Consider the following 14,678-nt stretch of genomic DNA (forward strand, 5'->3'; position numbering starts at 1 on the left):
TATGAGTGAAAATAAAAAATTTTATATTCGTGAATGTACTGTACATGATGCTAGAGAATTAGCTGATTTTTATAATAGGTTAAAATATGGCCCTGTCAATCATGGATACCTGTTAAATGAAAAAAATATGAAACAAATGATAAAAGAAGTGGACATTATTTTATATTTGTGTGTTGTACATGAACAGCAAATCATTGGAACAATGCTTTTTTCGAAAATGAGTGGACAAAGAGCTGCATCTGAAAAAAGCGTTTGGGGAAGTAAATTTGTGATAGCAGATGGCTTTCGCAATGGTCCTTTACCAGCACTATTTTTCTCAACATCCATAGAAATGTTGGTGGAAAAAGGATTTGAAACAATTGAAGTGGAAGTGGATCCTAATAACGAAAATGCTCTACCTCTATACAAAAGAGTTGGCTTTATTCGATCTCGATCTAATCAAGTAGACTACGACGGTTATTTATGTCTTAAAAGCTATCTTCCCTATATTATTTCATATTTAAAAGATGGTTATAAAGTGGAGAAACTGGATCAAAATATTATGGAAAAAGGTTGGAAAGGACTTGAGTTATCAAAAAAATTACGTTCCTCGAATATTGATACTATTCAGTTAAATGGAATGGAAGCAGCTGAATATCGAATGAACTTTGGAGAAGAAGTTATCAGTTGTTGGGTGGATGTGTTAAGTAATAAGGTTGCAAAATTTGAAGATACAAGATTTATGTTTCAACAGTATATAAAAGAAGGGCAGCATGTTATCGTAGGACAGAGAGTAACCCTTGTATACGAATTTGAAAATAAATTAACCCAAACTATTTTAGTCCATTTGAAAACCGAATTTCAAGAACGAAATAAGCTTCTATTTCAAAAAAGACGTTGGCTTGTGAAACAGGGAGAGAAAATTTATATTGAAATACCAGTTGTTGTTGGGAATTCTTCAAAAAAGGGATTGAAAACAAACATAAAATTTGGTCCCTGCTCTTTTGATTTTGAATACGGAATATATTTGAAAGATCGTTTGGAATTAAAAATACAAGATGATGTTTTAGTGGATACAGAATCATATAAAAGTTCAATTCTTATAGTTAAAAATAACCACCAGGATACGACTAGTGTAAAAATTGACTTAGTGAATAAAACAGGCAAGGAAAGTAAGAAAGTTGTTATTGCACCAAACGCAACTGAAAATTTAACATTACCCCTTCCTAAGTATAAAAAAGGGAACTATAAAGTTAAAGTGACAGCCAAAAATCATCAGCAACTCTTATTAAAGGAAACTCTTCACATACATGTGATAGATTCATTTGAAATAGTATGTAAAGACAATGCAGATTTCATCATTTTAGAGAATATCGATCTGCAATTAATAATTGATAAACGATCAGGAACGCTCAAATGCTTTCATAAACTGTTAAACAGAGATGTATTGATTGAAGTATGGCCCGATATCAATACACCTTATAAAAATGGTTTGAGAGAGCATAAGAAAAAAGATATAGACGTGTTTGTTAGCAAGAGAAATGAAATTTATCTTGCTGAAAAAAAACAAGATACAATCATACTTATTAGAAAAATCACTTTAAAAAGTGAAGAATTTATTAAGGTTGAAGATTATCTATTAGAATCAGGAACCATCAAATTAAATCCTTGGTGTTTGATGCAGGGGAGTACTATATATATCCCATTAAAAGAGGGCATTTTAAAAGAAAAACAAATTGAAGAATCTTTTCCTTTCTTGATACATGACTATGAATTTAAGAAAGATATGGACTTACCAATAAATCCGTCAAAGTACTCTATGCCCTGGTCAGTTTTTGAAACGAAGGAAATATCCCTTGGATTTATGTGGGAAGGTCATGTGAATAGTATTAATTATGGATTGAGCTGGATGCCTTCATTGACTTTTGAACAAAAAAAAGAATTTAGTCAATTTAAGAAGAAGCTTTCCATTCTCCCTTTATTTTTAAAAAAAATGTGGATAAAGAAAATAGATCGTATTTTGCGACCTACAAGTACTCATTATTTCCAATTAAGTACAAAGGGAATCAATCATACTTTAAACAAGTACCGAGCACTTTATAATTCTAATGATATAACATTCCCATTAGTTGAATCGGTCGATATGCAGATGCATACTACGATTGTTCAAAGGAGAAAGAACGTCAATCTAAAGCTGAGTTTAAAAAACTATCTTCTTTCGCAAAAACTCGGAACACTGACCCTTTCTATACCATGTATTGATTATCAAGAAGTCAGACAGATCGATTTATCAGGGGGGCAAACTTTGTTACTTACATTTCCGCTATCGGTAAATGAAAAAAAAAATATTATTGGTGGAGAAATGGTATTTGAACAATATACCTCTCAATTTGTTAGAAAGAAGCGATTTAGTCTTGTTGTTTATAATGAAGAAAATTTGATGAAACAATCAATTCAACAAAAAAAAGATATACAGATATATAAATTCTGCAATGAAGAAATTCAAATAGAAATCGTGCCTTCATTTCAGGCTTCAATAACAAGTTTAAGAATTAAAGAGAGTAAATTGTTGAAGTCAAACTTCCCAAGTTTAAAGAGTTGGGGGCAGCATTATTTAGTACCACTAGGTATCTTTCCACATTTGATTGGGGGCCCGATAACGTTAAACCGTGGACTTATTTTTGATGATGGTTCACATCGTAAATTTGAGCATCGTCCATTAAAAATACAAGATCATAGTGGTGTTCTTTGGGAGGGAGTTGAGTGTGAATCTGCAGACTTCCAAGTTCAATATTTGATATGTTCAGGAAGTCCTTTGTTAAAAGTAAAGGGTGAACTCGCTTCCAATTATACAAATAATGAGCAACTCGCATTCCATTCTGTATGGAATGTGTCGAGCCGAAAAAGCTATATTCATTATACTGAAGATTTTCAGCAAAAAAGTTACAAAATCACAGGAAAAAAAGGGAAGACATATCTAAACACATCTAATATTATATTAGAAATCAAACAGGGATTCTTTGTAACTATATGGTCGGAAAATGAAGATTGCAAAATTGCATTATATGAATGGGGAGAAAGACAAATCGAAATTATCCTCTTACTTTCTAGAAATGTATTAAAAGATGGCTATATGGTAGCTTTCAGCGATTGTTTGGAAGACTCAAAAAAATATTTGATCAGTCAGGAGATATAGTATGAGTGTTTTATTCATTGCCCCAAGTCAATTTAGTATTGGTGAACTTCATAATGCAGTAACTCTAGCTAAACAATTGGAAGAAGGGGGAATCAATACTTTTTTTTTAACAAGCCAAAATCATATCGATTATACGATAAATGCAAAAATAAAAGCAAAAGCTTTACCGAGAAAAACACTACAATTTCATATCGTGCAAGAGATAGCAGAATCTATAGAGGCTAAAGCAATCATTATTGCAGACTATCATAACTTAGATATAGAGTCGCCGTTAATAGATTTGGATAAAATATTAGAGCTTAATATTCCAGTTGCTACTATTGATTCTCTTAGCTTTGGACCAAACGAAAAAATATTAAAAAATCAATTGTTTGCACACTCTTTTAAAAAGAAGGCTGCACAGAAACAACAAAATATTGTGAGACGTGTTCCAAGTCAAATGAAAATTATTAGGACGTGTCCAGTTAATAATCCGAACCTGAAAGACGAACGAATTTTCCCTGTTTCCTTATATCCACAAGGCTTAAAAATCAAAAAACAATTTAGAGAAAAAATAAGAAGCAAATACCAATGCTTAAATAATGAAGATAAGTTAATTATGCTCTCTAAATCTGCTTGGGCAAATCTATTAGTAAAAATGAAGCTTATGGAGACACGGAGTCATATGAAAAGCACTTATAATTATGAATTCTTCATTCAAGAGTTATTGACAGAGTATTTATCTGTAAAAGCAATCAAGTCCAAAATTGTGATCGTAGGGGTTTCACCAGACAACAATTTTATTCCTATTAATCTCAATGAGAAGGTTACTTTTATTCCTTTACCTTTTTTAGATTTAGAGGATTATGACGAATTGTTACTATCATGCGACCTATTCGTCACAGATAATATTACCTCAGCTTCTATGGCAAAATCCTTGATTGGATCTGTGCCAGTACTTAGTTTAATTAATACAAAAGTCTTTCTTGACGAACAGAAAAGACCTGTTCTACCACCTGCCTGGAAACGTCCAAATCTTTTAAAAATTATGGATAAATGGTTAAAGGTTTTGCCTGATGGAATTTATCCATTTATCACATTTCCTAATGGCTGGATAAATGAATTGAAAGATTTGTTTGATAAAAATCCTATTTTAGAAGTCCTAGAAACAGTAGAGATTTTTGACATTAAGGAGACAGGTTTTAAAATACACAATCTACTTTATTGTGAGGAGACAAAACATGTGTTTGCAGAAAAACAAAAAGTATACGTAGATTTAATTAAAAATACTCCAAGTGCAAAAGATATGCTGCATTTTATTCAAAAATAATTAGTAAAGAAGGTCATATTATGAAAAAAATATATGAGGAATATCAAGCTTTAAGAGAATCTGTGGCTTTATTTGAATTAAATGAAGTGGGCGTATTTAAGATAAGTGGAGAAGATCATGAGGAATTTATAAATAGTTTAGTAACTGTCGACTTAGAATTTATGGATAGTGAAAGAACAGTCTTTACACTAATTTTAGATGAAAATGCGAACATTGTTGATATTCTTACTATATATAAACAAGAGGATTATTTGTTAATTGAAACGTCCCCATTTAAACGTGATACTGTACTTCGCTATTTTGAGGACCATTTAGAAGGTTCCATTCAATTAGAAGACATTTCAACATCAACAACTATCTTGGCGTTTGAAGGCCCTTATGCTTGGAAGGTGGGACAAGAACTGATCGATACAGATATTTCTTCCTTGCCGTTCCAGACGTTCTTTGAAACAGAGTGGAGTGACAAGCACATTATTTTTGCTAGAACAGGTGTAACAGGCGAATATGGCTATAAAGTAATTGTTTTCGATGCAACATCAGCAAAACTTGAGTTGGAGAATTTTATTCTCTCACTTGAATTTGGTGATATCAGGCCAATAAAAGTTGATATGGAAGTCGTTGAACTAGCCATGTTAGAAGTCAGACAACCTAATACAAAACAAGATATAAATGGACTCTCTGTATTTGAAGCTAGTTTGGAATGGATGGTTCATTTTGATAAAGAAGAATTTTTAGGGAAAGAAATGCTTTTAGCATTAAAAAAGGAAAAAGTAAGTAGACGACTAGTTGGTTTTCATTTAACCTCAGATCATCAACTATCTACAAATGGAAAAATCATTGTCGAAGACAAACAAATTGGTAAGGTATTTCAGTTAATTCAAAATCCAGTGACGAACAAGTATACAGGCTTAGCGCTATTAGAAGATGATTTTGCTGTCTCTGGGCTAGAGTTACAATTAAATGTCGATGGAATAGATGAGAACTTAACTATACACACAATCTCGTCACCATATATAGCACCAAAATCTTGGGCTATCAAAATGATATGAGGTACACAATGAGATATAAAAAGCATCAAGTAGCTATCACTGGAATGGGCATTATAAGTGCAAATGGTGTAGGTTTAGAGGAGTTCTGGAATAACACGGCTAACGGGATAAGCGGCATAAAAAAAATTGAATCAATAGACACTTCTGATTTGATGTCTCAATATGGTGGGGAAGTAAAAAATTTCAGTCCAGAACGTTATTTGAGCGAAAATGAAATGAATTCAATGGACCGGGCAGGTCAATTTGCAGTTATCGCAGCAAAAGAAGCAGCATTGACTGCTAGCTTCGACATTCATAAGGTGGATCCTTATCGAGTTGGTGTGACTCTAGGTACCTCACTCGGTGGTATCTTAAGTGGTGAAAAATTTCATGATCAATGGATCAAGAAAGGATTAGATCAAGCAAACCCTTCGCTCATCTATCAATATCCGATACATGTTCCAGCAGATCATGTGTCAACATATTTAAAAGTAAAAGGACCCAAAACTGTCATTTCTAATGCATGTGCAGCCGGTACAAATGCAATTGGTCATGCGACTGATATGATTAGATCTGGAAAAGCAGATATGATGTTTGCAGGAGGCGTAGACCCGTTAACTAAGTTGTCATTAAGTGGATTTAACTCACTGCAAGCGTTAAGTATTGGGCATTGTTCCCCTTATAGTAAGAGTAGCGGTATTAACATAGGAGAAGGCGCAGCGTTTTTAGTTTTAGAAAATTTAGAACATGCTCAAAATAGAGGGGCTCGCATATATGCTGAAGTTTTAGATTATGCAATGTCTGCTGATTGTTATCATCAAACAGCGCCTGATCCAGCAGGATTAGGTGCTACAAGGTCAATGAAAAGTTGTTTAGAACAGTCTGAATTACAAGGTGAAGATTTGTCATATATCAATGGTCATGGTACTGGTACTCCTGCTAATGATCTATCAGAACCAAAGGCGATAAAAGCTATTATTAAGGAAAACAATATACCTGTGTCATCCACTAAATCAATGGTAGGTCATATGTTGGGCGCAGCTGGTGCCACAGAGGCAGTAACGAGTATTCTTGCTTTGAAAAATGGTGTCATTCCACCAACGATTAATTTTAAAGAAGAAGCAAGACAGTATAATATGGATTTTGTACCGAATATACCTCAAAAAGCACAATTAGATGTCATTCTTTCTAATTCATTTGCTTTTGGAGGAAATAATGTCAGCATCACTTTTGGGAAACATTATTTGGCAAAGAAGAAAAATAAAAAAGAAAGTGATAAAAGAGTTGTTTTAACAGGTGTTGGAGCCATCGCCGGTAATGCCTCAAATTATGAAGAAATTACAGGTATATTACTTAGTGGAATGGATGGATTCTCAACGAATGGAAAATTCGGTTTTGAAAAATATGGATATAAAAAAGCTGCACTTTTACCTGATATCGCATATAAAAAATTTATTAATCCGAAATTGCTAAGGAAAATGGATCCCATTAGTAAACAAGCAAATGTAGCTGTGAAAATGGCTTTAGATTCTGCCAAATTGAAGATAACAAATAGTAATACGGAAAAAGTTGGTCTTTTATTCGCTACCGGTACAGGTCCTATTGATACTGTTGAAGCGTTTAACAGAGTTGTCATTGAACAAGGTGCTCAAAAGGCAAATGCGAGACTTTTTCCAAACACTGTAATGAATGCTGCTGCGGGGAATATCGGCTTAAACTTTAAACTGAAAGGCCCGACCTCAACTATCTGTGCTGGAGGTGTTTCTGCAATCAATGCTTTAAATTATGCAACGAATTTAATTCAGCAAGATCTTTGTACGCAAGTCATTGTCGTATCTTCTGACGAATTTAATGAACCTATGATGGCTGGAATGTCCAAAATAAAGGGATATTTAACAGATGATGAAGCAAGGCCATTTGATCAAAACCGAAGTGGAAATATATTAGGTGAAGGTAGCGTTGCATTTGTAATTGAATCACTAGATCATGCCAAAAAAAGAAATGCTGAAATTCTTGGAGAAGTGAAGGGTTTTGGGATGACTTCAGACAATGTTGGAATTGGTGAAGTTGATCTAAAAGGTAGAGCATGGAAACAAGCGATGCTAAGTGCAATTGAAGATTCAGGATTAAATCAAGATCATGTTGATTATATCTCCTCATCTGCTAGTGGTCATAAAATATTTGATGCAGCAGAAGCTAATGCTATGCGTAGACTGTTTTCTAGGAAGAGCCCTCTGATTGGAACGACGAAAGATACATTTGGAGAAACACACGGAACTGCTGGATTTATAGGGATCATTGATGCGTTACTTGCGATAAAAGGTCATTATACTGGTATACGTCATTTAGAAGAGGGCATCTTTGAGGAGAAATTAAATTATCTAAAAGAACCGATATACACTAATTCTGCCTCACATGTTTTAATAAATTCCTTTTCTTATGGAGGTAATTACCAATCTGTTGTATTAAGTAAATACGAAGAATAGTGTTTTCGTGTGGCTGAATTTATTAATGAAGGAGATCAAACATGAAAGGAATTATTTTGGCGGGAGGCAGTGGAACAAGACTGTACCCATTAACAAAAATTATTTCAAAACAACTTCTTCCTATTTATGACAAACCTATGATTTACTACCCGCTATCCGTTTTGATGATGGCAGGTATTAGAGACATTTTATTTATATCAAGTCCACATGACATTTCGAAATTTGAGCAACTATTTGGAGATGGTTCTCAATTTGGTCTCCACTTCGAATACAAGGTGCAGCAGGAACCGGCAGGTATAGCAGAAGCTTTAATTATTGGTGAAGAATTTATAGGAAAAGATCAGGTAACGATGATACTTGGTGATAATATTTTTTATGGACATCAATTAATAGAGAAAATTAAAAAAAGTCATAAAAACACAAAAGGTGCCACGATTTTTGCCTATAAAGTTAGTGATCCATCAAGGTTTGGGGTTGTCAACTTTGATCCAGATCACCGTATCCTATCAATTGAAGAAAAGCCAAGGAAACCTCGGTCGAGTTATGCCATCACTGGGCTATATATTTTTGATCATCAATCGGTTTGTTTCGCTAAACAGTTAAAACCGTCTAATCGTGGAGAATTGGAAATAACAGATATTCATAGTCAATATTTAGCGATGAATCAATTGAATCTACAATTACTTGGAAGAGGGCATGTATGGCTAGATGCAGGTACACATAGTTCACTCTTAGAGGCATCTCAGTTTATTGAAACGATTGAAACAAGACAAAATTTAAAAATTGCTTGTTTAGAAGAAATTGCCTACAATGAGAATTATATCTCAAAAAAAGAACTTGAAAACATGACTAATGATTTTTCGAACAATTCTTATAAGGAATATTTACAGAGTTTATTAGAGGAACATTAAATTTTGCGAAGAGGGTTAAAAAATGAAGGTATATGAGACCAAATTAGAAAATGTTCTTGTTATTGAGACAGATATGTATCAAGATGCAAGAGGTTACTTTTCTGAAACGTATAACCAACATGATTTTAATGAGGCTGGTATAAAAGTCACTTTTATACAAGACAATCATTCATTTTCAAAAGATGCAGGGGTATTGAGGGGGCTTCATTTTCAAGAGCCTCCTTTTGCTCAATCTAAATTGGTAAGGGTGACTTCGGGTGCAATATACGATGTCATCGTTGATATTCGATCAAAATCTCGCACCTTTGGCCAATGGATTTCTATCATCTTGAGCGCAGAAAATAAAAAGCAGGTATTTGTACCAGAAGGCTTTGCACACGGATTCTGTACTCTCACTAGCGATACAAATGTTATATACAAAACAGATGCATACTATTCAAGAGAACACGAATCTGGAATCATATGGAATGACTCGGATCTCAATATTCCCTGGCCAGTAAAAGAGCCATTTCTTTCAACAAAAGATGAATTTCTCCCTATTTTCAAACATTTAAGTATTTTGGAAGAGAAATTTAAATGAATATGCTGATTACCGGAGGAGCAGGTTTTATAGGGAGTCATTTTCTAAAATTTATGACTGAAAAATATCCTTATTATAACTTTGTTAATTTAGATAAATTAACCTATTCTGGAAATGAAAATAATTTGATAAAATTAGATTATTTAAAAAATTATTCCTTTATAGAGGGCAATATCACTGATAAAAACATAGTTACTGATATAATAAGGAAAAATGATATACAAATTATTGTTAATATTGCTGCTGAAACACATGTGGATAGAAGTATTAGCAATTCTTCACCATTTATACAAACAAATATAGTAGGTACTCATCAATTACTAGAAGCTTGTTGTGAATTTAATGGGATTAAATTTATTCAAATATCTACTGATGAAGTCTATGGCTCTTTATCTAAAGGTATGTTCACAGAGTATTCTAATCTATCTCCTAACAATCCTTATTCAGCTAGTAAAGCAGGGGCAGATATGCTAGTAAAATCTTATTATCATACATTCGGTCTTGATGTGAATGTTACGAGGTGTACTAATAACTATGGTCCAAATCAATACCCAGAAAAGTTAATCCCTCTTACGATTAAAAAAATTCTAGAAGGCAAAAAGATTGAATTATATGGAAATGGTTTAAATGTTAGAGATTGGATATATGTTAAGGATCATTGTTCTGCTATTGATGCAGTTATACATCGCGGAGTACCTGGTGAGATTTATAATATTGGAGCAAATAATGAAAAAAGTAATATTGATATTGTAAAAACAATTTTAGACATTTTAGATGAGTCAATTGACAAAATTGAATTTATCCCAGATCGTCTAGGGCATGATAGACGTTATGCTTTAGATAGTTCAAAAATAAAACGGGAACTGAAATGGGCTCCAGCTTATTCTTTCTATGATTCTTTGAAACATACAGTACTGTGGTATGCCAATTATCAAAATTTGAAGTGACAATAACCTAAAATAGTTAATGAAAGGTATGACGATGAGAATTCTCTTAATAGGGTCAGAAGGAACTTTGGGTAGTGAGCTTCAGAGACAATTGAAACAAAACAAACAATACACTGTATTTCCATACCATAAAAAAATGCTCGATATCACTCTGAATGAGGAAATAGATAAAGTCTTTTTTAAGGTAAAGCCACAAATCGTAATCAACTGTGCGGCATATACAGATGTTGAAAAAGCCGAAGTTGAACCAGCAAAAGCAATACTTGTGAATGGAACAGCTACAAAGAATCTTGCTGAAGCATCTGATAAAGTAGGTGCAATATTTGTATACTTTAGTACTGACTATATTTTCGATGGAGAGCAGAATGTGCCATACACTGAAAAAAGTAAACCAAACCCCCTTAATGTTTATGGAGAATCTAAATGGTTAGGAGAAAAATATACAATAGAATCCACAGCACGATATTTTATTATTCGCACTTCTTGGCTTTTTGGAAGGGGAGAAAAAAAAGATTTTGTAGATAAGATAGTGGACTTATCTGAAATCCAAAGAGAGATTCCTGTGATTACGGATCAAATTGGCTCCCCTACATATACAATGGATCTTGCTTCCGCTACACTGGCCCTAATATTAACAAATAATTTTGGTATCTATCATATTGTAAATAAAGGTGCAGCTTCAAGATATACTTTTGCGCAAGATGTACTTAGTTATTCGAAAGAACACGCAGCACATATTTCAATGATTGATTCAAAAGTATATCCACATTCCGCAAGAAGGCCAAAATATTCTGTACTGGATTGTCAGCGGTTTTTGGACGTCTTCGGATATGAATTGCCTAATTGGCGTGAAAGGCTTTCTCAATACCTGAAAGAAGTATCAACCAAGAAGGAGTGGTGAGACATTTGTTAGAAGTCAAACAAGTAGTGAAAAACTATGGTGAAAAACAAGTATTAAAGAAAATAAGTTTTAAAGTGGAAAAAGGAGATTCTTTCGGATTCCTAGGACCAAACGGAGCAGGTAAATCTACTTTAATTAGCATTATTACAGGGCTCTATCAACCGACAGAAGGTAAAGTAATAATTGAAGGCCATGATATGAGTAAACAACAAAAAAAAGCACAACAAATGATCGGGATTGTTCCGCAAGAAATTGCATTATACCTCAATTTGACGGCAAAAGAAAATTTGATCTTTTGGGGTAGAATGTATGGATTAAAAGGACAATTATTAAAAACAAGAGTAAAAGAGACTCTAGAAATAATTGGACTAGAAGGGCGTGCAAATGATAAAGTCAACGTTTTCTCTGGTGGGATGAAAAGAAGGGTAAATATCGGTTGTGCTATTTTACATAAGCCGAAAATTTTAATTATGGATGAACCTACAGTAGGGATAGATCCCCAATCAAGAAACCATATTTTAGAAACTGTCAAAAGCTTAAATCAAGAAGGAATGACTATTGTCTATACGAGTCATTACATGGAAGAGGTTGAATATTTATGTGACAAAATTGGCATCATCGATCAAGGATCTCTCATTGCAATGGGGACAATAGCTGAATTAAGTAAGCTTGTAGAAGAACAAAGAGAGGTAATTTTAACTATTAAAAATAATAAAACAGAAATTGAAAAAGTGTGTAAGTATATTCAAGAAAGCTATCCGTCAAAAGATTTTACTGTTGATGGTCAAAAAATAAAAATATCAGATCAGAAACCACAAGAATTTATTAGTCAATTAATTCAAGTATTAACAGATATGAAAGTTGAAATTATTTCAGCAGAAATCGTAGAACCAAATTTAGAAAATGTATTCTTGTATTTAACAGGTAAGAAATTGAGGGACTAGACCGAATAGAGGTGAGCATATGAGCATTTGGATTGTACTGAAAGATTTATTATTGTTTTTTAGAGATAAAAAAAGCTTTTTTACACTTTTTTTTATGCCTATCATTTTGATCGCCATATTAGGTGCAGCATTTGGAGATAATATGAAGAAAGATAGTGAGGTCATTATCAACTCATTTCGTGTAGGGATAACGGATGAAGATATGTCTGCTACAAGTAAAATGTTTCTATCGACATGGTCTAAGAGTGAGCTTAGTGACATCATTGATGTGAAGTTACTCTCGAAGGATCAACTAGAGAAAGATTTGAATAGTAGAGAAATCAAAATGGGTATGATCATCAAGGCGAATTTTGAAAAAAGCTTATTAAATCATGACCACGTGCAATTGAATATTTTAAAAGGACCAAATTCAACATTACAGGAAATGGTTCTAGAAAATTTGGTTCTACAATTCTCTCAAAATTATTATATGAATCGTATTCTGATGCCGTTGAATCAAGGTAAAGAAATGAAGGTCGTTTCTGATCAACTGAAAAAAGAACTGGTGAACGAGAGAAATATTAATATAAACAGCCAGCCGATTACGTCCTTCCAATACTACGCAGGCGGGATGGGTGTGCTTTTTTTATTAATGACTGTTGTTTTCTTAGTAGGAAGTATGATAGAGGAAAAAGAGGAAGATGTTTATAAAAGGCTGATTATATCAAAATTAAGCAATACCAGTTACATAGTTGGGAAGTTATTGGGTATTCTCTTGATGAGTATGATGCAACTTGCGATCATCATTTTATTTACTAGTTTTGTCTTTAAGGTAAACTGGGGAGAGCCTTTTACCGTTGTCATGATTGGATGTAGTTTTATATTAAATGCTGCGGGTTTCGGTGTACTGATAGGTTCTTTTATAAAAAAAGAAAAAACGTTTAACAGTGTGGGTATTTTAGGAACTCAAGTATTAGCTGCTTTAGGTGGAAGTATGGTGCCCTTGTACTTATTTCCACAATGGTTAATCAATATCAGCCATTTTTTACCTAATTCCCTTGCTCTTCAAATGTTTTTGAAAAGTATGGCAGGTGCTGATTTTAGTGAGATACAAAGCGGTTTTTTGCTTAGCTGTGGTATGGGACTAGCTTTCTTGATCATTGCTTTACTAAGAATGTCTTTTGAAAGGAAGCGTCATTATGCATAAAATTTTGGCAATTATTGCTTTAAAGTTAAAAGAAACGTTAAAGTCCCCATTAACCCTCATTTTTTTATTTGTTATGCCAATCGCATTTAGTTTTATCTTTGGAAGTACGGCATCTGATACAAAGAAACCTACAGTTGCTTTTATTCAAGAGACAAGTCAAGGTGAACTAAATCAAGAAATTTTTCGAATTCTCGAAAAGAATACCAAATTTCTTTGGGTAAAGGCGACTGAAAGTGAAGCAAAAGAATTAGTATCCGATGAAAAGACAATTGCGTCTATTAAAGTCACGAATCAATTAAAGTCCCATTTAAAAGAAAATAAAGAGATTTTTGATGTGATGGTTTATAAGAAAACAGAGGAATATGCGGTCTTAGCTCCCTATTTAAAAGAAACAGCGGCCGTCATCTATCAAATCAATCAAGGTGTGAAAGAGCAGAATAGAGTTTCACTTATCAATGCACTGAAAGAATTAAATGCATCTGGCACCATTTCAATGATTGAAAAAAATCTAAATGGTCAAGCAAGCCAGCAACCAAATTTAATACCACTTGGTTTTACCATCATGTTTATGATGTTTGCGATCTCAAGCTCAGTGTCGTCTATTCATTTGGAATATAAAGATTATACTTGGCAAAGATTGCTTTCAAGTCCTATTCATAAAATATATGTGTTACTAGGATATTTAATTGCTTATTTCCTTCTTGGTTGGATACAATTAGGCGTTTTATTGACCGTCTTATCTGTGTTCTTCAATGTGTACTTAGGCAATATTATTCTCATTTTATTGTTTGGGTCATTCGTTATTGGACTTGTAGTGAGTTTAGGTTTTATGATTGCCACTTTATCTCATACAAAAAAACAAGCTGAAATCTTTAGTGCAATTGTCATTGTAGGCACATGTATGTTAGGCGGTATTTATTGGCCTTTAGATATAGTTCCAGACTTCATGAAGAAGATCTCAATGGTCATTCCACAAACATGGATGATGTCTGGTTTTGGTGAAATCATGAGCGGCACTGTCAATCATTCAATCTTATTACTAGACACGACGGTTTTAGTTGCTTTTATGATTGTTTTTATGATCATTGGTTTGAAAAGTATCAGATCATATTGATCACTTTGCTTCGTTTCATTCTGCCCAATACAAAAACCCCCAATAGCACGCTTGGGAACTGAGTCCCTTAAATTGAGACAAATAAAACACCTTGAAA

At 33.5% G+C, this 14,678-nt stretch carries 11 protein-coding genes; all 11 read left to right on the plus strand.

What is annotated here, in order from left to right; genetic code table 11:
- The first annotated feature begins 1 nt into the window (after nucleotide 1).
- From ABVJ71_RS00675 to ABVJ71_RS00725, 11 genes are read left to right on the plus strand one after another with little or no spacing between them, the layout of a single operon-like run.
- Nucleotides 2-3,175, plus strand: coding sequence for a hypothetical protein (locus ABVJ71_RS00675; protein ID WP_353855143.1), 3,174 nt, complete (start codon nucleotides 2-4; stop codon nucleotides 3,173-3,175).
- Nucleotide 3,176: 1 nt separating this feature from the next.
- Complete coding sequence (locus ABVJ71_RS00680) at nucleotides 3,177-4,484, plus strand: DUF6365 family protein (protein ID WP_353855144.1); 1,308 nt, start codon at nucleotides 3,177-3,179, stop codon at nucleotides 4,482-4,484.
- A 20-nt stretch (nucleotides 4,485-4,504) separates the two neighbouring features.
- Nucleotides 4,505-5,533: a glycine cleavage T C-terminal barrel domain-containing protein gene (locus ABVJ71_RS00685; protein WP_353855145.1), complete on the plus strand. Its 1,029-nt coding sequence runs from the start codon at nucleotides 4,505-4,507 to the stop codon at nucleotides 5,531-5,533.
- Between the two features lie 8 nt (nucleotides 5,534-5,541).
- Complete coding sequence (locus ABVJ71_RS00690; RefSeq protein ID WP_353855146.1) at nucleotides 5,542-7,998, plus strand: beta-ketoacyl-[acyl-carrier-protein] synthase family protein; 2,457 nt, start codon at nucleotides 5,542-5,544, stop codon at nucleotides 7,996-7,998.
- 41 nt (nucleotides 7,999-8,039) lie between these two features.
- Nucleotides 8,040-8,909 carry a glucose-1-phosphate thymidylyltransferase RfbA gene (rfbA, locus tag ABVJ71_RS00695; RefSeq protein WP_353855147.1) on the plus strand — a complete coding sequence of 290 codons (870 nt, stop codon included), beginning with the start codon at nucleotides 8,040-8,042 and terminating at the stop codon, nucleotides 8,907-8,909.
- 22 nt (nucleotides 8,910-8,931) lie between these two features.
- Nucleotides 8,932-9,489, plus strand: coding sequence for a dTDP-4-dehydrorhamnose 3,5-epimerase (gene rfbC / locus ABVJ71_RS00700; RefSeq protein WP_353855148.1), 558 nt, complete (start codon nucleotides 8,932-8,934; stop codon nucleotides 9,487-9,489).
- Nucleotides 9,486-10,436 (plus strand): dTDP-glucose 4,6-dehydratase, encoded by a 951-nt coding sequence (gene rfbB / locus ABVJ71_RS00705; RefSeq protein ID WP_353855149.1) that lies wholly within the window; start codon nucleotides 9,486-9,488, stop codon nucleotides 10,434-10,436. The genes rfbC and rfbB overlap by 4 nt, the downstream gene beginning before the upstream one ends.
- A gap of 34 nt (nucleotides 10,437-10,470) precedes the next feature.
- Nucleotides 10,471-11,337 (plus strand): dTDP-4-dehydrorhamnose reductase, encoded by an 867-nt coding sequence (gene rfbD / locus ABVJ71_RS00710; protein ID WP_353855150.1) that lies wholly within the window; start codon nucleotides 10,471-10,473, stop codon nucleotides 11,335-11,337.
- Nucleotides 11,338-11,342: 5 nt separating this feature from the next.
- The gene (locus tag ABVJ71_RS00715) at nucleotides 11,343-12,281 is read left to right on the plus strand and encodes an ABC transporter ATP-binding protein (RefSeq protein WP_353855151.1); all 939 of its coding nucleotides are present in this window, start codon (nucleotides 11,343-11,345) and stop codon (nucleotides 12,279-12,281) included.
- Nucleotides 12,282-12,300: 19 nt separating this feature from the next.
- Complete coding sequence (locus ABVJ71_RS00720) at nucleotides 12,301-13,467, plus strand: ABC transporter permease (RefSeq protein ID WP_353855152.1); 1,167 nt, start codon at nucleotides 12,301-12,303, stop codon at nucleotides 13,465-13,467.
- Nucleotides 13,460-14,581, plus strand: a complete 1,122-nt coding sequence (locus tag ABVJ71_RS00725; RefSeq protein ID WP_353855153.1) for an ABC transporter permease — start codon at nucleotides 13,460-13,462, stop codon at nucleotides 14,579-14,581. Before ABVJ71_RS00720 ends, ABVJ71_RS00725 begins: the two co-directional genes overlap by 8 nt.
- Nucleotides 14,582-14,678: the final 97 nt, after the last annotated feature.

The sequence above is a fragment of the Bacillus sp. Bos-x628 genome, assembly GCF_040500475.1.
Taxonomy (GTDB): domain Bacteria; phylum Bacillota; class Bacilli; order Bacillales; family Bacillaceae; genus Bacillus; species Bacillus maqinnsis.